Consider the following 20,109-nt stretch of genomic DNA (forward strand, 5'->3'; position numbering starts at 1 on the left):
CAATTGCCACCGACATAATTGCCAGGGCTCATCAAAAATTAAGCGAAAACCTGTACTTTTGCCAGCCTAAAAGCTATTTGATGACAAAAACAAAAAGTACGCCTGCTTACGACGTCGTTGTAATTGGGGCCGGCCCTGCAGGCTTAATTGCCGCCGGACGGGCTTCCGAATTGGGCGCACGCGTCCTGGTAATCGAAAAAATGCGATCGGCCGGACGCAAACTACTGATTACCGGAAAAGGCCGTTGCAATATTTCCAACGATGCCTATCAGTCTGACTATTTCAAAAATATCTTTCCCAATGGCAAATACCTAAAACCTGCTTTTGGTGCTTTTTTCTCGAAGGATATTGTTGAGCTGCTGAATGCCGAAGGCGTGGAGACAACGGTTGAACGCGGAGGACGAATTTTCCCGACCAACAACAAAGCCCTGGAAGTGTTGAATGCTTTGATGAGTTGGGTGAGAAAACGCAAGGTCGACTTTCTTTACTCTTCGCAAGTAACCAAGCTAATAGCAGAAGAAGGACAAATCTCAAGAGTTCAGATCCAACGACAAGGGCAAACCGAACAGATTCTTTGCTCCTCCGTCATTCTGTGCACCGGAGGTAAATCGTACCCGGCCACCGGATCAACCGGCGATGGCTACTTGCTGGCCGAACAGCTGGGTCATACCATTGTTCCAGCACGTCCGGCCCTTGTTCCCTTGGTTACCGCTGGAAAAATGGCTGCCGATCTGCAAGGATTAAGCCTGAAGAATGTTACCGCCAGTGTTTGGGTGAACAACAAAAAGCAGAAGGATGCCTTTGGCGAAATGCTGTTTGCACACTACGGGCTCACCGGACCAATTATCCTTACCTTAAGCCGGTTGGTTGTCGATGAACTGAATCAAAAAAACAAGGTCAAAATCACCATTGATTTAAAGCCTGCTTTGGATGAAAACAAGCTGGATGCACGACTAATACGTGATCTGGATGCCAATGGTAAAAAGCAAATCGAAAATATTTTTAAAAGCTGGCTGCCCTCCAAGCTTATCCCCGTTTTTATGGAGGACCTCCAAATCGACGGAAAAAAACAAGGACACCAGATTAATGCCAAAGAGCGTCGCAAAATTATGCTGATGATGAAGAGCCTGTCTTTTGATGTCGTCGACTATCGCGGTTTCAACGAAGCCATCATTACTGCCGGAGGCATCAGCACCAGCGAGGTGGATGGAAAAACCATGCAATCCAAAAACGTCAAAAACCTCTACTTCGCTGGCGAAGTGCTGGATCTGGATGCCAACACCGGAGGCTATAACCTGCAAATTGCCTACTCCACAGCCTGGCTGGCTGCCAACTCGCTGATGAAAGAGCAAACAAAAACAAATTCAAATACTTAATACCAAAGATCATGATTAAAGAAGCCTGTATTGAAAACTTTACGCAAGCCTTAGCAGCTCAACAAGCCGGAGCCAACCGCGTTGAGCTTTGTGAAAACCTGGCCGTAGGCGGAACCACTCCTTCGTATGGCACAATCAAAGCCTGTATGGAAAAGCTCTCAATTCCCCCCTTTGTTATGATCCGTCCTCGCGGTGGTGACTTTGTCTATTCGGAGGAAGAATTAGAAATCATGCAAGAAGACATCGATCGCTGTAAAGAGCTGGGCGTACCCGCTGTTGTTTTTGGCTTGCTAACTGCTGATGGAGAAATTGATGTAGCCAATACACGCATGCTTGTAGAGCGCGCAAGACCAATGCAAGTTACGTTCCACAAAGCATTTGATGAATTAGCCAATCCGCTAGCAGGAATTGACACCTTGGTTGAACTTGGCGTTGACCGGCTGCTGACTTCCGGAACTAAGGCAACCGCAAAAGAAGGAACTGAAATTCTAAACCAGTTGATTGAGCGAGCCAATGGCAAATTGACAATTGTTGCCGCAGGAAAAGTCACGCGCGACAATCTTGCTGACTTAAGCCAAACAATACAAACAACTGAATTTCACGGCAAGGCAATTGTCTAGTCCAGTAGGCTGTCCAAACCCTTTCCTGCTCTGGTTGCATCGAACTCAGTAATCTCAAAATCGGCAATCCCTAGTTCATAAAAGGGATCCTGACGAATGATTTCTTCCAGTTCATTGCGACTGGAGCATCGAGCTCTCCCCCACTGCGGGATATTTTTTGCCCGACAGCAGAAAAACGCCTTATTCAAAATAAGTGTCAATAAACCGGATATGAGGCTCCAAATGCTTGTCGGCCTCACTTACCGGAACCTTGTAAGTCTATAAAATTATATACATGATCTGAATTTTTCTCTGGAGAAAAGAAAAAACAGGTCTTGAAAAAAAATGTTTGCTCATTTTTATTCTCCATTGATTTTGCGTATTTTAGTTTAACAAAACTTAGCATTCCCGCTATTCTTAAAATCCCCATAAAACCGGCTGATAACATGACAACAAGCATCGAAAACCCACAATTACAGCTGGCGCAGGACTTCGTTCGATATACCAATCAAAATATTTTCCTGACCGGGAAAGCTGGTACCGGAAAGACCACCTTTCTGCGTAACCTGAAGCATGAATCACCCAAACGGATGGTCGTTGTGGCACCAACAGGCGTTGCAGCGATCAATGCCGGTGGAGTGACCATTCATTCCTTTTTTCAGATGTCATTTGGGCCTCAAATACCACAAACTAATCCGTCCTTCTCCATCAGTAATCCGAATGGTTTGAATGCGCCAACAGCGGTCAAACGTTACAGCAAAGAAAAGATCAACATCATCCGTAGTCTCGACTTGCTGGTGATTGATGAAATCAGTATGGTCCGTGCCGATTTGCTGGATGGGATCGATGAAGTATTGCGACGTTTTCGGGACCGACGCAAACCTTTTGGGGGCGTTCAGGTGCTCATGATTGGCGATTTGCAGCAGTTGGCTCCCGTAGTTAAAGAGGACGAGTGGAACTTGCTGAGAAGTTATTACGACACCTGCTATTTCTTCAGTAGCCGCGCTTTAAAACAAGCCTCGTTTATCAGCATTGAGTTGAAGCACATTTACCGGCAAAGTGATGAACGATTTATTGGACTTCTCAATAAAATACGCGACAACCAAGCTGATGCCCCAACTTTAAACGAGCTCAACAAACGGTACATCCCCAACTTCCAAGCCCAAACAGAGGATGAATACATTACGCTTACCACACACAATTACCAGGCTCAACAACTCAACCAATCGAAGTTGGAAGCGTTGAAAACAAAAGCCAGTTCTTTTGAAGCCAATGTGTATGACGACTTTCCGGAATACCTGTATCCAACGGACTATAAATTGGTGCTGAAGCCCGGCGCCCAGGTCATGTTTGTAAAAAATGACAGTTCGCCAGAAAAACGATACTACAACGGTAAAATTGGAACGGTTACCGAAATTGACGAGGACTACATTGAAGTGACATGCAAAGGCGACGTCAAACCCATCGTGGTGGAGCGCGACAAATGGCAAAATGCCAAATACGGCATCAATAAGCAAACCCAGGAGATTGAAGAAACCCTCATTGGCGAATTTGAGCAATTTCCTCTGAAACTGGCCTGGGCCATTACCATCCATAAAAGCCAGGGGCTAACCTTCGAAAAAGCCATTATCAATGCACAGCAATCATTCGCTCACGGACAAGTTTACGTGGCGCTAAGTCGCTGCAAATCACTGGAGGGCTTGGTTCTAAGTACGCCGATTGAAACACACAGCGTAAAAAATGATGAAACCGTCATTTCATTTACCAGCCAGGTAGAAGCCAATGAGCCCGGAGAAAGAGAATTGCTTAAATCCCGGAAAAAATATCAGCTTCAATTATTGACCGAACTGTTTGATTTCAACCTTATCCGCTGGCAATTGCAATATTTAATGAAGCTATGCGATGAACACGGCGCTTTGCTGCTCGGCAATCTGCCTCAACAACTGCAAGCTATTCTCCCGCAATTGAACACCGAAATCATGGCAGTATCAGCAACCTTTGAACGGCAAATCCGGCAACTAATCACCCTGACATCCGATGCTGAAGATAACGAACAACTGCAAGAGCGCATCAAAAAAGCATGTGCTTATTACTTGGAAAAACAGAAAACGGTGCTGATTCAGCCCATCGATGCACTTGGATTTGAAACCGACAACAAGGCCGTCCGGAAAAGTTTTCAGGAAGCCTTCGAAAAGCTGCACCGCGAATTAAACAGCAAACGACAGGTGCTGGAATGCTGCCGGTCGGGTTTTGAAATGAAAACCTACATTGATGTGAAGGCTAAAGCATCGATGGATTTAAGTGGTCGGGCGGCAGCCAGCGGAGCCAGCAAAACACTGATTTCAAAGCATCCCGATTTTTTCAAGCAGATGCTGAGTTGGCGAGTGCAAAAAGCCGAAGACAACAGCCTGCCCATTTCAAAAATTCTTCCACAGAAAACCTTATTAGCCATCGTGGATCAGCTGCCTGCAACCATCAACGAGCTGAAAGCCATTAAGGGCATGGGTGGAAAAAAAATGCAGCAGTTTGGAAAAGATATTCTGCAACTCACAATTGCCTACCGACGTGAAAAAGACATGGAACTGCCTGCCAATGCCGACAAAGAGCCAGCCAAAGCCATGCTCGATTCTAAACACATCAGCTATGCTTTGTTCAAAACCGGACAATCCATCACCGAGATTGCCCGCGAAAGACAGCTGGCAGCAACAACGATTGAAAGTCACCTGGCACATTTTGTCGCTCAAGGGGATTTACAACTCAAGGGATTGGTCGATAAGAAGAAGCAGGATGCCATTACAAAGGCCTACGAAAAGAGCAAAAACAAGTCTATGGGAGCAATAAAAGCCGCACTGGGCGACCAATGCAGCTTTTCTGAAATACGTTTTGTGTTGAGTTATCTGGAAGCCCAGCGAACGCCTTAACCTATTTTTTCAAATAGGATTCGGCATCAATCAACACATTCTTATCATCCTCGTAAAGCGCGTAGTTAAAGCCGGGATGCAAGCAATAAGCTCCTGTTTCACCCGCTTTATTGATGGCAATATACCCAATCTGCACTTCATCAAAGTTTGGTTGCAGCTTCACAATTCGCATTACGGCTTCTTCACAGGCGGCTTGTGGCGAACGTCCCTGACGCATCAGTTCCACCACCAAAAAGCTCCCCAAGGTACGCATCACCCATTCGCCATGACCGGTAGCCGCGGCACCTCCAACTTCGTTGTCGCAAAACATTCCGGCACCAATAATGGGTGAATCACCAACGCGTCCGTGCAACTTGTAAGCCATTCCTGATGTCGTACAAGCTCCGCTCAAATTACCGTGCACGTCCAAGGCCAGCATCGAAATGGTGTCGTGGTTTTCAATATTCACTTCGGGATGATAGTCGGCCTTTGTTTTCCAATCTTCCCACTGACGGCGTGCCTCATCGGTTAGCAAGTCTTCCTTTTCAAACCCATTTTCCAAGGCAAACTGCAAAGCACCTTCACCGGCAAGCATTACGTGCGGTGTTTTTTCCATCACCAAGCGGGCTACCGAAATAGGATGTTTGATATGCTCTAAAAAGCAAACCGATCCGGCATTCCCTTTGTCGTCCATAATGCAGGCATCCAGGGTTACATGGCCATCCCGGTCAGGACGTCCGCCGTAACCTACACTCATTTCCTTCGGGTCAGCTTCCGGAACCCGAACGCCTTGCTCCACCGCATCCAATGCCGTTCCTCCTGCTTTCAACACTTTCCAGGCGGCCTCATTGGCTGGTATTCCATGGCTCCAGGTTGAAATAGCCACGGGCTTCTTTGCGGCAGGTGCACTCATCGCCTGAGCTCCCTTAAACAATACAGTAGTTGCAAGAGAAGCTGCTGCTCCCTTTTGTAAAAATTGACGTCGGTTAAGCATGTTTGTCATTTTGATGTATGATTTAAAGCTTCAAAATAAATGAAAAATACGGAGAATGGCCCTCTTCTCAGCCAACAAGTCACCAGTAAATCGTCAAAACAACCGGATTTAAACCGATCGTGAACCAACAAAGAACCTCCACGGGCAGAGCTTAAAGACCATTCCCTATAGAGAAAATGCCCCCACGTCAACCTCTAACAACTGAACCTTTCCTTTTTCAAGTGTATTAGTAAACAACAACAGCTATCAGATGAATTATCAACGTAAGAAAAATGCACTGGGCTGGTCGGTATTTGCAATTTCACTGATTGTTTACGGACTAACCATCGAGCCAACTTTGAGTTTGTGGGACTGCGGCGAGTTTTTGGCTTCGGCCTACAAACTTCAAATTTGTCATGCGCCAGGGGCTCCACTATTTTTGCTGCTTGGGCGGATCTTTTCCTTGTTCAGCTTTGGGCATGTAGAACGTGTGCCTCTTCTTATTAATGGGGTATCGGCCCTTTCCAGCGCCGGAACAGTCATGCTGCTCTTCTTTATATCAAGCTGGGTGATGGAAAAAATAACCGCAAAACAGCCCAACGCCATCCTACTGGCCTCCGCAGTGGGCGCCCTAAGTTTTGCCTTTACCGATTCCTTTTGGTTTTCTGCCCTGGAAGCCGAAGTATATGCTCTATCCTCCTTATTCATGGCATTGGTACTTTGGGCTGCCACTCGCTGGGAGCGCGAGGCCAGCGAACTTACGGCCAACCGCTGGCTTGTGTTGATTTTCTTTTTCACCGGATTGTCCATTGGGGTGCATCTTCTCAATCTGTTGGTATTACCTAGCATTGCATTAATTATCTACTTCAAGAAATACAAACCTTCCTTCAAAGGTACGCTGGCCGTATTGGCGACTTCCGGTTTATTTATTATCTTCCTGATGAAAATTTTCATTCCCGGCATCTTTTCCCTCGCCGGGCCATTTGAGTTGCTGGCGGTTAATAAGCTTGGATTACCGGTCAACTCCGGGTTCTACTTTTACCTGCTGCTGTTGGCCTCGGTTATCTCAGGGGCTTTGGCTTACTCTGAACTTCGCCGAAAGCCCGGGCTCAACATGGCCTTATTGTGTTTGCTGTTCCTGATGCTGGGCTATACTTCTTATTTCGTCCCCTTTGTCCGCTCGGCAGCCAATCCTCCATTGGATCAGGGAAATCCAGAAACGACCTTCGAACTGATTAACTACCTCAACCGCGAAAGCTATGGCAGCCGTCCGATTTTACATGGTGAAACCTATGGCTCCGTGCCCATTTCGTATACAGAACGTGTCAGCTACGAATTTGATGGTGAAAAGTACTATCCGGTGAGGCTTCCCCCGAAAGTGAACTACGCCAAAGGAACAACCAGTTTCTTTCCTCGTCTGCACAGCACCGACAAGCAGCACCGGCAAGCCTACGCCAATTGGGTAAACCTGAAGGAGCGCAAGGTGACCTATTCAAGCATGAAGGGCGAACAAGCACAGACCTCTGTTCCGACATTGGCTGAAAACTTCAATTACTTTTGGCGCTATCAATTCGGACACATGTATGTTCGTTATTTTCTGTGGAATTTTGTTGGTCGTCAAAACGATATTCAAAGCCGTGGCGAACTGGAATATGGCAACTGGCAATCAGGCATTCCCCTTCTGGATCGCCAGCGACTGGGTGATTCGGAACACCTGCCCCATGAGCTTAAAACGAATAAAGCCAACAACCGCTATTTCTTTTTACCCCTGATATTGGGTCTGGTCGGTGTGATCTTTCATTATCGAAGAGAGAAACAAAGCTTTGTAGAATTGATCGTTCTATTTGGAATTATGAGTGTGGGATTGGTTATCTACCTGAATGAAATTCCAATCACTCCGCGTGAGCGGGATTACGTCTTTGTCGGGTCATTCTTTGTTTTTAGCTTTTGGATCGGGATGGGCACACTGGCCCTATTCAATTGGTTACAGTCCAACTATCGGGCAACTCCGGCCTTGGTAATCACCTGTCTTCTGGCTCTGGCGGCCGGTCCGGGATTGCTGCTTCACCAAAACTACGACGATCACAACCGATCGGGGCGCTATTCAGCCCGGGATGTGGCCCGCAATTACCTGATGTGCTGCGAACCAAACGCCATCCTGTTCACCCATGCAGACAACGACACTTATCCCCTTTGGTATTGTCAGGAAGTGGAAGGTATCCGCCAGGACGTGCGTGTCGTGGTGATGCCATACCTCAATGCCGGATCCTACATCAAGCAAATAACTCGTAAAATCTATGACAACGAAGGCATCAAGCTATCCGTTCCGGTAGAAAAATACACCCAGGGTGAGGTTGATTATTTGCCCATCATCCCTAAAATCGAGGGGGAACAAGACTTGCAAAAAGTACTGAATTTCATAACAAATGACAGTTCACAAACCAAAGTTGCGCTGTACTCAGGTGAGAAGGTAAACTTTATTCCGGTTGAAAACATGTACCTGACAATGGCCAACCAGAAGATTCCGGTTCAACCCCAAAAAGAATACCTCATGCGCAATGAATTAGCTTTCTGGGATATTCTTAATTCCAACAATGCCAACCGCCCGATTTGCTTTACATCTCTTGCCGATGTTCATAAATATGGTCTTCAAAACTATATTCGGAACGATGGATTGGTTTACCGTCTGGTTCCGGAGTACTACGCCGGTGGGTCGCAACTGGAAAACGGGCAGGTGGAAACCGACCGGCTTTATACTAACCTGATGAAGCGCTGCAACTGGGAGAATTTGAAAGATGAAAGCATCTATTTTGACTGGTACCATCGTTACCTGTTTGCTTCAGCGCAAATACGGCCATCTTTTTATCAGCTGGCCAAAGCGCTCGCCAACGAGAACCGCCAGTCAGAAGCCCTTCAGGTACTTCAGGAGGCAGAAGAAATTCTTCCATTCCGAAACCGGGAATTGGACTACTATTCAATTTTGATGTGTGAGCTGTATTTTCAACTTGAAGAAAAAGAGGCCGGAGAAAAACAACTTCAAAAAATGGCCGCCAACCTGAGCGAATGGATCAATTATCAGCTCCTGCTGACAGAACAGCTGGACGCAAACATGATGCAAAACCTACAACGAAAACTATATTATTTTCAGACGTTGGTTTCCATCGCGCAATCCAATCAGCTGGCACTAACACCAACGCTCATGGAAAGCCTAAGCACCTACATGGCCCGGCTTGAATAGCAAAATCGAAAAAGAATTAAAGGGGCGAAAAGAAATACTCTTTTCGCCCCTTTAATTTTTAAATAATAAATTTCGTATTGCAACCAGCTGACTCCGGAACAAGCTAAAAGACACTGTCAATTCGGGATTGGGAATCCTGCTTAAACAGTGTTGAATCCAAAACAAAACTTTGTTGTACGCGCGTTGAATCAATTAATAGCTGAGCTTCTGAAGAAGTATTCAGCTTTGGGCCAATCATCACAAAAGCCAGGAGTACAGTTGCCACCCCGGTTTTTAGGCCAAAACCTTTTAATGAAAAGATCCATCCCAGAAATCCGCTGAATGAATTTTGCCGGGGCTTGCTTTGAACTGATTTGATCATAAAAGCATAGTTTAGCCGATTGATCACCTGAGGATCCGGGCTACCAATAACATCTTGTCGAATGATTTTTTCTAATTGTTTTTCCCTCATAGCCTTCTGCCTTAAAATTCAAATTCACCTTTCAAATGCTGAAATTTTTCAGCCAAATACCTGCGCGTATTAAACAGTCGTGATTTCACCGTGCCCGGCGCAATCCCAAGCATGTCAGCAATCTCCTTAATCGGAAAGCCTTCCCGGTAATGCATCAGAAAAACCGAGCGATGCTCCTGACTCAAAGCATCCAGGCTTTCAAAAATGCGGCTGATCAACTCATCCTGCGAAACCAGATGAGGAATCACCGGCTTAACCAACTGCTCCTTGTCCAATTTTTCCTGACGAACCTCCCGACGCCGGTATTCATTCTTACATAAATTATATGCAACTGAAAATATCCAGGTTTTAAATGGGAAGTCCGGATTAAAGCGGCTTGGTTTTTCGATGATTTTCAGAAAGACATCTTGCAAAAAGTCGTTCGCCAAGGCTTCCGAATTTCCAAGCATCCGATAGAAGTAATAATACAAACGCTCTTTGTAGCGGTCGTAAAGCTGGTTAAAAGCTTGCTGATTACCATTACAAATCGCTTGCATCAACTGCTCATCGCTCTTTATTTTCCTTTTCGCTCCGAACATGCGTTTTTGGTGCGCTTTAAAATTAGATAGATTAAACCTGCATAGGTCCCGACAATGAGCAGTGGAGCCAATGTAATTCGTCGAAAGCTAAAGATGCTTTCATCAAACTGACTGGCTTCTGAATTAGCCGGACCGCTCATTAAAACGTACGCTAAAGTTAATAAAACGACTGCGGCAATTAACCACCAATACTTCCTTTTGTCGAATAACATAGACTGCTTTTTAGAACAGTACACGCGAAAACAAAAAGGTTCACCTAAAAAATAAATTCCGGGCACATTCTATACAAAAGAGTAGAACTGCCCAAACAGCAAATAATGCGCCAGCCCAACTCGTTGTCAGAAATAATCAATTTATTGCTTGAAGTTCTGTGCCAGCGCTTCGGCGCAACGCTCACCATCCATGGCCGAGGAAGCAATTCCTCCGGCATAACCGGCTCCCTCTCCACACGGATACAATCCTTTAATGTGAATGTGCTGCATGTCAAGGTCATTTCGAGGGATGCGAACCGGAGAAGAGGTGCGCGACTCCACCCCCACTGCCAGGGCTTCGTTGGATAAAAACCCCTTCGATTTTTTATCAATTTGCTGAATTCCTTCACGCAAGCGGCTGGCAATGCGCTTGGGCAATTTATCGTGCAAGGCCGATGCGACCAATCCCGGACGATAAGAAGAATCCGGCAGATCAGCCGATTTTTTGCCTGCCACAAAATCGGCCAAACGCTGGGCGGGTGCCAGCTGGGTTTGTCCACTCAGCATAAAGCAAAGTTTTTCTACCTGCTTTTGGAATTCCAAGCCGGCAAAAACACCGTGATGCTGAAATTCACGCAAGTCCTCGGGCCGGACTTCCACCACCAAACCCGAATTGGCAAAAGGTGAATTTCGTTTGGAGGCCGACATGCCATTCACCACCAATTCGCCAGGAGCTGTTGCAGCCGGCACAATAAACCCACCCGGACACATACAGAAGGAGTACACCCCACGATCTTTCACCTGCTCAACAAAGGAATAGGTTGCAGCCGGCAAGTACGGGCCACGCTGTGGTTGATGGTATTGAATGGAATCGATCAGCGCTTGCGGATGTTCCACCCGAACACCCATGGCAAAGGTCTTGGCTTCCAGGTTAACTCCATTCCGATAAAGCATTTCGTAAATATCGCGTGCCGAGTGGCCCGTAGCCAAAATCAAGGCACCAAACTCATACGAATTGCCATTGGCTAGTTTCAAGCCTTTACATTGATCATTCTGAATGATTAAATCCGTTACCCGACTGCTGAAGTGAATTTCGCCACCACACGCCAGGATTTGCTCACGCATGCCCCGAATAACCTGTGGCAGTTTGTCGGTCCCGATGTGAGGATGAGCATCAATCAGAATTTGAGGATCGGCTCCAAACTGCACAAATACCTCCAGAATTTTCCGAACATTCCCCCGTTTTTTTGAGCGGGTATAGAGTTTTCCATCCGAGAAAGTGCCGGCACCACCTTCGCCAAAGCCATAGTTCGAATCCGGATCAACCAGGTGCTCCCGGTGGATCAAGGCAATGTCGCGCTTACGGTCGCTCACATTTTTCCCCCGCTCGAACACAATTGGCTTAAAGCCGAGTTCAATCAGCCGCAAAGCAGCAAACAGTCCGGCCGGACCTGCTCCTACAATGCCTACCGGCGGTTTCGAACCTACATGCTGATACTCGTAAGTAACTCGTTCGGTATCGGGTTGTTCCCCCAGATAAACAGCTACCCCCAGGTTAATCCTGATTTGTCGCTGGCGCGCATCAATCGACTTTCGACGCACAACAATGGCCGTAATATCAGCATCGGCCACTCCTAATTTTTTCGCAATTATGGGACGATACCACTGCTCTTCTGACGCCTGTTTAGGAGTCAGGGATATATTCAATTCTTTTTTCAACTTATTCGAAATGAAAACTTAAAGTAAAAACATTGGAAGTCAGCTTTTTGATTGCTGAAGTATAATACTGACGTTGGGTTTCATCGGGACCATCATTAAGCATATTTCCTAAACCAAGACTCACTTTCAGCTCGGTTGACAGGCGAAAGAAAGGCAGGTAACTGTCCCATCCGACACCAGCTTCAAAATAAAAGCCCCCGCGTTTTACACGAACCAGATCTTCTTTTCCTGTTTTGGAGATATCAATGCGCATGGCAGGTCCGGCAATTAAATACGGCCGTTGATTATTCAGTCGGCTGGATTTATACTTCACCAGCAAAGGCAAGTCAATATAGGTTGATTTGATGGAATAAAACTCCAGCGCCTCTGAACTGACATTGGAAATATCGTAAACCGGCACATTGTAAACCAGGCGTCGCTCACCAAAAGACAAGCCTGGCAAGAAGCGCAGGTCAAAATATTCACCCAGCCTCAGGTTACTTACAATCCCAACCGTAAGCCCTGGAATGGGCTGAGCAATATCAGCAAAAACCGTATCCTGAGCGGTAATCTCATGCCCATCGACATTTTGCCAGTCTTCAAAAACAAAATCCGGATTATTACCAATCGGACGATAATGTTCCATGCTAAAGTCCAGCGTATTGATTGCAATGGTAAATCCAAAGTGTAGTTTTTTGTCATCAAACGTGGTCAAATTTTTGACACGCTGATGCTGAGCAAAAGCACTTGCTGACAAATACAAAAGGATAATAATGCTAATGAGCTTTTTCACTGGTTCTGATCAAATTTTACAACTGAAACAATTCCTTCAAAAGCGAGTTGTTCTAATTTACCTTGTTTGAGAACTTTGACATCAAAAATAAGGATCAAAAACAAATTCCAAACAATCTCATGCTTGAAAAACCGCAATATTCAGGAAATATTGTCTTGCAGCACGCGTGAACGTCATTATTTGCGTGCAATATAAATCGTTGCGATCCCTAAGGTTAGTCTTTTCTGGCTAACCTCAGTAAAACCGGTTTGTCGCAAAATATCAAGCATTACCTGATCATCAGGAAAAGCCATAACCGACTCCGGCAGGTATGAATAAGCCGAGGCATCTTTTGAAATCATTCCCCCAAGCCGCGGTAAAATATGAAAGAAATAGAACCGATACAGCTGTTTAAACGGGAAATATTTAGGTTTCGAAAACTCCAGAATCAATGCCAAACCGCCTTCACGCAAAACCCGGTGAAACTCATCTAATCCCTTTTGAAGATTTTCGAAATTACGCACCCCGAAAGCCACAGTAAGCGCATCAAATGATTCATTTTCAAAAGGCATGTTCTCCGAATCGCCTTTTTGAAAATGAATCACCGAACTAAGCCCGCGCTTCTTCACTTTTTCTTCCCCCACGCGGATCATCTGCTCCGACAAGTCGAAACCAACAATCTCGTCCACTTCCAGCCTGGAAGCGGCAATGGCAAAATCACCGGTTCCGGTGGCTACATCCAGGATGCGTTTGGGCTGGTCTTTTTTCAAAATACGAATCGCTTTTTTCCGCCAGAGCTTGTCGATGCCCAAGCTTAAAAAGTGGTTCAAAAAATCATATTTAGGAGCAATATTGTCGAACATTTGCTCGACCTGCTGTTTTTTATTCTTATCAGAATCTTGATATGGAGCTACTGTCATTCAGCGTTTGGTATCATTTTATCAATAAACCCAAGGGATTCATCATCAACCCGGATTTCTCCTTTAGTGACATGTCCCAAGGTAAAAAATGGCAATTTTGTGCTTTGCAGATAATCCACAAAGTCATCTTCGTTTTCTTGCGAAACCCCTACAATTAATCGGCCCATAGACTCGCCAAACAGGAAGGCATCGCGGCGGATTTCAGCATCAGTCGTAATGTCAAAACCTAAACCTGCCGGCATTCCGGCACGCAGCAATGAAAAGAAAAGACCTCCACGTCCTACCGGGCTGGCCGAAGAAATCAACTGCCGGTCGACAAGTGTCTTCATAGCTTCCTGCAAGCGCACTTCCATGTCAATGTCAAATTGCGGAAGAGGCGAATCATACACTTCATGATAAAATTCCAGGTACTCCGAAGAACTAATATCATCGAACGATTTTCCGATAACAAAGATATTGTTGCCTTTGTTTTTCAGCTTGTGCGTAATCACTTTGTTTTTATCTTCCACACTCCCCATCAAGCTCACAATAATGGTTGGTGTCACTGTGCCGTGTCCGCTAAAATAATCGAATCGAATTTTGCGGTCCGACACTTTCACTCCAAACTTTTTGCAAGCATTTTCCAGCCCTTTCTTTGCTCCCGAGGCTATAAACTGTCCGTTGGGATGAGCAATATTGATATGATACAGGAAAGCACTCACTGCTTCAGGTTTAGCCCCGTAACAAGCCATTCGGCGAGCTGCTCTGCTAATCAGGATTTCAATTGCCGTTTTAGGGTCTGTATCCAGATGATGATGAAAGGCATGTGTCGTCATGGCCATCATTTGCCCATTGTCTGCCGTGAAAATCCCGGCATCGTCGGTCTCTCCGTTGGCCACACTTTCCAGATCAAATCCTTCTTCACTAAAATCATTAAAGTAATTAACCGGGGCCAGATTGGGATTGACCATTAGGTTAAAAACGATATCATTGATATCTTTGGGCTCTTCAATCTGATCAATAGAGAACACCGCTTGGTTTTCAGCAATTTCAGCCATAATTGTATAAATCTTTAGGTCGATAATGAAAACAAAAATAGTCAAGTAGTTGATTTTTCCATAAAAAAAGAAGAATTTTAATTCCCTCAGAATAAACAACAAAATGCCATGAAACAAAAAATTGCTTTAATTACCGGAGCCACCTCCGGCATTGGGTTGGAAACCGCCAAAATACTCTCCGAGAATCATTTCAACCTTATCATAACCGGAAGAAGACACGATCGGCTTGAAAAATTAAAAGAAGAATTAGAGCACGAAACCTGCCAGGTGTATCCCCTCTGTTTTGATGTTCGCTCGAAAACAGAAGTTGACCAGGCCTTGGCGTCACTCCCCGAAAGCTGGAAACAAGTTGACATTCTGCTCAACAATGCCGGACTGGCTGCCGGAATTGATCCGATCAATCAAGCAGACTGGGAAGACTGGGAAGCAATGATTGACACCAACATTAAAGGCCTGCTGTACATGACCCGCGAAGTTTCGAACTGGATGATTGCCCGCCAGCAGGGACACATCCTCAACGTGTCTTCAATTGCCGGCATTCAGGCCTACCCCAATGGTTCGGTGTACTGCGGAACCAAGCATGCGGTTAATGCAATCAGCAAAGCCATGCGCATCGAGCTGGCTCCTTACAACATCAAAGTGGGGACCATCAGCCCCGGTGCCATTGAAACCGAATTTTCCCTGGTTCGTTTCAAAGGCGACGAAGCGAAGGCCGCCAAAGTTTATGAAGGTTTTACCCCTTTAAGTGCCCGCGACATTGCAGAAAGTATTTACTTTGTGCTCTCGAGACCGGCGCATGTCAATATCGATGATTTACTGATCATGCCGACAGCCCAGGCCTCAGCACGAGATTTTGTCAAAAAATAAAGCTGAGAAATGAAGTTAAGCTCAAGTTATTTAAAAGACTTCACCCAACAAGTCTTTGAAAAAATAGGCTGCCCGCCCGAGGAAGCAGCATTGGCTGCTGACTGCCTGAACCAGGCAGATTTACGCGGAGTAGATTCACACGGTGTAGCCCGCCTGAGTGGTTATGTGCGTTTGTGGGAGAAAAACCGACTGAACGCCAGCCCTCAAATGAAAATTGTACATGAAACCCCATCAACAGCGGTGCTCGATGCCGACCTGGCCCTGGGCCTTGTTGCCGGACCTAAAGCCATGCGCATTGCCATGGATAAAGCACGCCAGGTAGGTAGCGGATGGGTAGCTGTGAAAAATTCGAACCATTACGGAATTGCCGGTTACCATGCCATGCTGGCTTTGGATGAAGACATGATTGGTATTTCGATGACCAACGCCAGTCCCTTGGTTTCACCGACCTTTTCCAAAAGTCGCTTTTTAGGAACCAACCCCATTGCGGTGGCTATTCCCGCCCAGGATGAACCTCCTTTTGTGATGGACATGGCCACAACTACCGTTGCCAATGGAAAACTGGAAGTTTTGCAACGGAAGGGCGAAGATGCCCCTCTTGGGTGGGCACAGGATAAAGACGGATGCCCAACAACCGATGCCTTTGCGCTGAAAAAGGGCGGAGCCATGCTTCCGCTAGGTGGAGACCGCGAACATGGCAGCCACAAAGGCTATTGTCTGGGTGCCATGGTTGACATTTTCTCAGCCGTTCTCTCGGGAGCCAATTATGGCCCATGGGTTCCTCCGTTTGTCGCTTTCCTCGATCCTCCGGCCAACCCCGTGGGTGATGGTATTGGACACTTTTTTGGCGCCTTCCGCATTGATGCTTTTCGCCCGGCCAAAGACTTTAAAGAGCATATGGACACCTGGATTCGTACTTTCCGAACAGCGGAGCCTGTCAACTCAGGAGATGAGACGCTGATTCCGGGCGATCCGGAACGCCTCTTGACGCAGGAACGCCTGGCCAACGGAATCCCTGTCCAACAAGCAGTTATTGAAGACCTGGAGAACCTGGCTTCAAAATTTGAATTAACTTTTAACGCCACTCAATATGCCTAAGACACTGGTCATTACCCCTGTAAAAGACTCCCTCGAAACAACCTTGCAAACCATTGAGGCCATTCACCGGGCCAATGGAGATCATCAGCATGTGGTTTACAATGATTTCAGTACACCTGAAACAACAGCCATTTTGGAGGAGAAGCAAGCGGCCTATGGCTACAAACTTGTCAACCTGAAGGATCTAACAGAAACACCATCGCCCAACTATAATTTGGTGCTTCAAATGGCACAACAAAAGGCGCTGGAGCTCAACATCCCTTTGATCGTTATTGAATCGGATGTTATCATTCAGCCAGACACTTTGGACAAAATGCGGGATTTGAGTCAAATTGCTCCAAACTGCGGTATGCTGGGAGCTGTAACCACCAATGAGGAGGGAGCCATCAACTTTCCTTACCTGAATTTCAAAAATGAAAAGCAGCCCCTTATTGATACCTCACACAGCTTAAGTTTTTGCTGCACCCTGCTCACTCCCGAGTTGCTCCGGAATTTTTCCTTTCAGGAGCTCTCACGCGAAAAGGATTGGTATGATGTATTCATCTCGCGCAAGTCAAAAACATTGGGCTATAAAAATTACCTGGCCACCATGCTGCCAGTCATTCACAAACCGCACAGCAGCCGTCCGTGGAAGCATTTAAAATACACGAACCCGGTAAAATATTACTTCAATAAATTTACCAAACGCAAAGACCGCATCTAATGCCACTAATCAGAAACTACCAACGCTATAAAGTACTTTTGCAGATTTTATTCTGGCTAAGCAGTACCGCTTTTGCGTTGGCTTCTTTTTATGTGGCTTCTGATTACCAATTCAATGCGGCAAAAGATATTTTGCGGGCACTGATTTTAAATACCGGATTTGCGCTTGCCGTTTACATCAACCTTTGGGTGTTGATTCCAAGGTTTCTGAAAAAGAAATACTACATTTTCTACACCTTCTGGTTGTTGATTTCCATGGCGCTGTCCTCGCTTGTTATACTCGGACTGTTTTACAGCCTGCAGCATTTTTACCAACCCAAGCTGTTTTCCACCTATTTTTTCACCACAGGCTTTTACATTGGCATCAGCTCGCTGGCCAAGTTTGTGAACGACTGGATAAAAATGCAGGACATCGAGCTACGGTACAACAAAGTGGAACGGGAAAAGCTGAAGGCTGAACTGAACACCCTGAAAGCCCAAATCAACCCGCACTTTTTGTTTAATTCGTTAAACAACATTTATTCCCTTTCGCTGACCAACTCGAAGAAAACACCTGAGATGATTCTGAAACTGTCGGACTTGATGCGACATGTTCTCTATGAATCGCGGGAAAACCTCATCAGCTTGCATAAAGAAGTAGAGTTTATTCAAAACTTCATTGAACTGCAACGCATTCGCCTATCCGATCAAACAGACATTCGTTTTGAGCTGGATGGTGCTATTCGGGACAAACTTATTATTCCACTCATTTTTGAGCCATTTGTTGACAACGCGTTTAAACACGGAAGTAAATCCATCAGTGAGAAGGCTTTCATCCACATTCAAATTCAAGTAAAAGACAACTGGCTTCATTTTAAGGTAAGCAACAACTACGAGGAGGCTCTTCAACCTACCAAGAACGAAGCACACGGCATTGGCCTTAAAAACGTCCAAAAACGGCTGGAGTACCTCTACAAAAAAGAGGAATACCATTTAAATATCAGCAAAAAAGAAAATATCTTTAAGGTTGAATTGCAACTGTTACTAAAAACGACCAAATGATTAAAGCAATTATTGTTGATGATGAACCGTTGGCACAAAATGTGATTCTGCAATTTGCAAAAGACATTCCCGGGCTTCAGATTGTCTGCACCTGTAACAATGCCCTGGAGGCGAGCAGCAAACTAAAAGATAGCCCGATTGACCTGATGTTTCTGGATGTAAACATGCCCCGTCTAAGCGGGCTGGAACTGCTCAAAAACCTGAATAATCCTCCGGAGGTCATCCTAACAACCGCTTATTCGGACTATGCCATGGAAGGCTACGAACTAAACATTCTGGATTACCTCAAAAAACCTTTTTCGTTTGAGCGATTTTTTAAGGCGGTGCAAAAGGCCGAGGAACAACTGAAACTGCGCCAGCTGCACCAGGAAGAAAAGCAGGCGGCGGACTACATCTTCATAAAAGCCAACAAAAAAAACATTCGGGTTGAATTTAAGTCGATTTGTTTTATTGAAGGCTTGGGCGATTACATCAAAATTCATCTGAAAGACAAACATCTGGTTACCAACCTATCCATGAAAAAGATGGAAGAGCTACTACCCGCTGATCAGTTTTTCAGAACCCATAAATCCTACCTCATTCGCCTGGATCAAATTCAAAGCATTGAAGGTAACCTGGTCGAGATCAACGGCAACAAACTTCCGGTAGGGAACAATTTCCGGCAGAGCTTTCAGGAACTCATCAATAAACACGTCATCAAATAGGCGGACTCTGCCCTCAAAAAATTACACCTAATGCATAAAAGCCCATTGCCCACAGAAGAAACTATTTCTCGGGCAATGGGCTTTTATCTTTTCTCGGTTTCAGGTAACGGACAGCTACAGCTCAAACCCCTGCTTACGCAAGGTATCCATCAGTTTTGCCGAGAAAGCCTCTGCATCTTGCTTTTTATAGCGAATATCGGTAAACACCTGTGCCAGATTTTCTTTCTTATTTTCACTCACAAACTGCCGGGAACTTGGCAGGTTTTCTTTTTCAGAGAAAAGTTCATTCACTTGCTCATCCTTAAAGTCAACATATTTTTCATGGTGCACAACGGCATTTAGCGGCAAACGATCGGTCAATGGCGGCTCCTGGTCCGGATAGCCCAAAACAATTGCCGTAACAGGAATCACCCCCTTGGGAAGCTCCAGCGCATCAATAAACTCCTGAGCATTGTACAAAGCCGTTCCCAGGTAGCAAATACCCAGCCCGTGCGACTCGGCCTCGACACACAAATTTTGCGCAAACAACGACGCATCAATCGTTGAATTCATCAGCCATAGCAGGTTGTTGTAGCCCGCATCGGCTTTGCGCTGTTTACACCAGTGATTAAACAAGTTGATGTCAGCACAAATTGTCAGTAAAACCGGTGCCTGTTTTACCATAGGTTGATTGAAATGAAGTGGAGCCAGCTGCGCTTTCTTCTCTTCATCACGGGTTACCACGACACTGTAAAGCTGCATGTTGCCCGTATTGGATGCCCGTGTTCCTGCCTCAATAATCTGGTTAAGCAGATCATCTGCAACAGGTGTGGATTTGTATTGACGAATTGAACGGTGTTGAAATAAAAGTTCCATAGGTATGCCTTGATTTTTTGTTTTGACGCCACCAAAGTTAAGGATTTCTTTCAATCGGTCAGAACTCCGGTTCCAACTCCGGATTCAAGACGAACTTCGAGTGGCGCTC

At 45.7% G+C, this 20,109-nt stretch carries 18 protein-coding genes; 9 read left to right on the forward strand and 9 right to left on the reverse strand.

Annotated elements, in window-relative coordinates; all coding sequences use genetic code 11:
• The first annotated feature begins 80 nt into the window (after positions 1-80).
• The 3 genes from Q1A18_RS10290 to Q1A18_RS10300 all read left to right on the forward strand — a co-directional run bounded on the left by Q1A18_RS10290 (position 81) and on the right by Q1A18_RS10300 (position 4,896).
• Positions 81-1,376 (forward strand): NAD(P)/FAD-dependent oxidoreductase, encoded by a 1,296-nt coding sequence (locus Q1A18_RS10290; protein WP_299579209.1) that lies wholly within the window; start codon positions 81-83, stop codon positions 1,374-1,376.
• Positions 1,377-1,387: 11 nt separating this feature from the next.
• Positions 1,388-1,996, forward strand: coding sequence for a copper homeostasis protein CutC (locus tag Q1A18_RS10295; protein ID WP_299579212.1), 609 nt, complete (start codon positions 1,388-1,390; stop codon positions 1,994-1,996).
• Positions 1,997-2,421: 425 nt separating this feature from the next.
• Positions 2,422-4,896, forward strand: a complete 2,475-nt coding sequence (locus Q1A18_RS10300; protein ID WP_299579215.1) for a helix-turn-helix domain-containing protein — start codon at positions 2,422-2,424, stop codon at positions 4,894-4,896.
• A 1-nt stretch (position 4,897) separates the two neighbouring features.
• Here the strand turns inward: Q1A18_RS10300 and Q1A18_RS10305 are convergent, their stop codons facing one another.
• Entirely contained in the window at positions 4,898-5,878 is a 981-nt protein-coding gene (locus Q1A18_RS10305; protein WP_299579218.1) for a N(4)-(beta-N-acetylglucosaminyl)-L-asparaginase, read from the reverse strand.
• A gap of 241 nt (positions 5,879-6,119) precedes the next feature.
• Here Q1A18_RS10305 and Q1A18_RS10310 point away from each other — a divergent pair, with 241 nt between their 5' ends.
• Positions 6,120-9,086, forward strand: coding sequence for a DUF2723 domain-containing protein (locus tag Q1A18_RS10310; protein WP_299579221.1), 2,967 nt, complete (start codon positions 6,120-6,122; stop codon positions 9,084-9,086).
• A 103-nt stretch (positions 9,087-9,189) separates the two neighbouring features.
• Here the strand turns inward: Q1A18_RS10310 and Q1A18_RS10315 are convergent, their stop codons facing one another.
• The 7 genes from Q1A18_RS10315 to Q1A18_RS10340 all read right to left on the reverse strand — a co-directional run bounded on the left by Q1A18_RS10315 (position 9,190) and on the right by Q1A18_RS10340 (position 14,778).
• Positions 9,190-9,537, reverse strand: coding sequence for a hypothetical protein (locus Q1A18_RS10315; RefSeq protein ID WP_299579224.1), 348 nt, complete (start codon positions 9,535-9,537; stop codon positions 9,190-9,192).
• A gap of 11 nt (positions 9,538-9,548) precedes the next feature.
• Entirely contained in the window at positions 9,549-10,115 is a 567-nt protein-coding gene (locus Q1A18_RS10320) for an RNA polymerase sigma factor (RefSeq protein ID WP_299579227.1), read from the reverse strand.
• Positions 10,091-10,327 carry a DUF3098 domain-containing protein gene (locus Q1A18_RS19125; protein ID WP_363322888.1) on the reverse strand — a complete coding sequence of 79 codons (237 nt, stop codon included), beginning with the start codon at positions 10,325-10,327 and terminating at the stop codon, positions 10,091-10,093. Before Q1A18_RS19125 ends, Q1A18_RS10320 begins: the two co-directional genes overlap by 25 nt.
• Positions 10,328-10,468: 141 nt before the next feature.
• A complete protein-coding gene (locus tag Q1A18_RS10325) occupies positions 10,469-12,025 on the reverse strand; it encodes an FAD-dependent protein (protein WP_299579230.1) in 1,557 nt (518 codons plus the stop codon).
• 1 nt (position 12,026) lies between these two features.
• Complete coding sequence (locus Q1A18_RS10330; RefSeq protein ID WP_299579233.1) at positions 12,027-12,797, reverse strand: porin family protein; 771 nt, start codon at positions 12,795-12,797, stop codon at positions 12,027-12,029.
• Positions 12,798-12,973: 176 nt separating this feature from the next.
• The gene (gene ubiE, locus Q1A18_RS10335; protein WP_299579236.1) at positions 12,974-13,696 is read right to left on the reverse strand and encodes a bifunctional demethylmenaquinone methyltransferase/2-methoxy-6-polyprenyl-1,4-benzoquinol methylase UbiE; all 723 of its coding nucleotides are present in this window, start codon (positions 13,694-13,696) and stop codon (positions 12,974-12,976) included.
• Positions 13,693-14,778 (reverse strand): AIR synthase-related protein, encoded by a 1,086-nt coding sequence (locus tag Q1A18_RS10340; protein WP_299579239.1) that lies wholly within the window; start codon positions 14,776-14,778, stop codon positions 13,693-13,695. The genes ubiE and Q1A18_RS10340 overlap by 4 nt, the downstream gene beginning before the upstream one ends.
• A gap of 63 nt (positions 14,779-14,841) precedes the next feature.
• On the opposite strand from Q1A18_RS10340, the gene Q1A18_RS10345 reads away from it, so the two are divergent.
• From Q1A18_RS10345 to Q1A18_RS10365, 5 genes are read left to right on the forward strand one after another with little or no spacing between them, the layout of a single operon-like run.
• Entirely contained in the window at positions 14,842-15,600 is a 759-nt protein-coding gene (locus Q1A18_RS10345; protein WP_299579243.1) for an SDR family NAD(P)-dependent oxidoreductase, read from the forward strand.
• Positions 15,601-15,609: 9 nt separating this feature from the next.
• Entirely contained in the window at positions 15,610-16,698 is a 1,089-nt protein-coding gene (locus Q1A18_RS10350) for an Ldh family oxidoreductase (RefSeq protein ID WP_299579246.1), read from the forward strand.
• Positions 16,691-17,401, forward strand: a complete 711-nt coding sequence (locus Q1A18_RS10355) for a glycosyltransferase (protein ID WP_299579249.1) — start codon at positions 16,691-16,693, stop codon at positions 17,399-17,401. The genes Q1A18_RS10350 and Q1A18_RS10355 overlap by 8 nt, the downstream gene beginning before the upstream one ends.
• Positions 17,401-18,441 (forward strand): histidine kinase, encoded by a 1,041-nt coding sequence (locus Q1A18_RS10360; RefSeq protein WP_299579252.1) that lies wholly within the window; start codon positions 17,401-17,403, stop codon positions 18,439-18,441. Before Q1A18_RS10355 ends, Q1A18_RS10360 begins: the two co-directional genes overlap by 1 nt.
• Positions 18,438-19,145: a LytTR family DNA-binding domain-containing protein gene (locus tag Q1A18_RS10365; protein WP_299579255.1), complete on the forward strand. Its 708-nt coding sequence runs from the start codon at positions 18,438-18,440 to the stop codon at positions 19,143-19,145. The genes Q1A18_RS10360 and Q1A18_RS10365 overlap by 4 nt, the downstream gene beginning before the upstream one ends.
• A 114-nt stretch (positions 19,146-19,259) precedes the next feature.
• Here Q1A18_RS10365 and Q1A18_RS10370 read toward each other — a convergent pair whose 3' ends face one another.
• On the reverse strand, positions 19,260-20,000 hold the full coding sequence (locus Q1A18_RS10370; RefSeq protein ID WP_299579258.1) for a nitroreductase family protein: 741 nt from the start codon (positions 19,998-20,000) through the stop codon (positions 19,260-19,262).
• Positions 20,001-20,109: the final 109 nt, after the last annotated feature.

The sequence above is a fragment of the uncultured Sunxiuqinia sp. genome, assembly GCF_947495665.1.
Lineage (GTDB): Bacteria > Bacteroidota > Bacteroidia > Bacteroidales > Prolixibacteraceae > Sunxiuqinia > Sunxiuqinia rutila.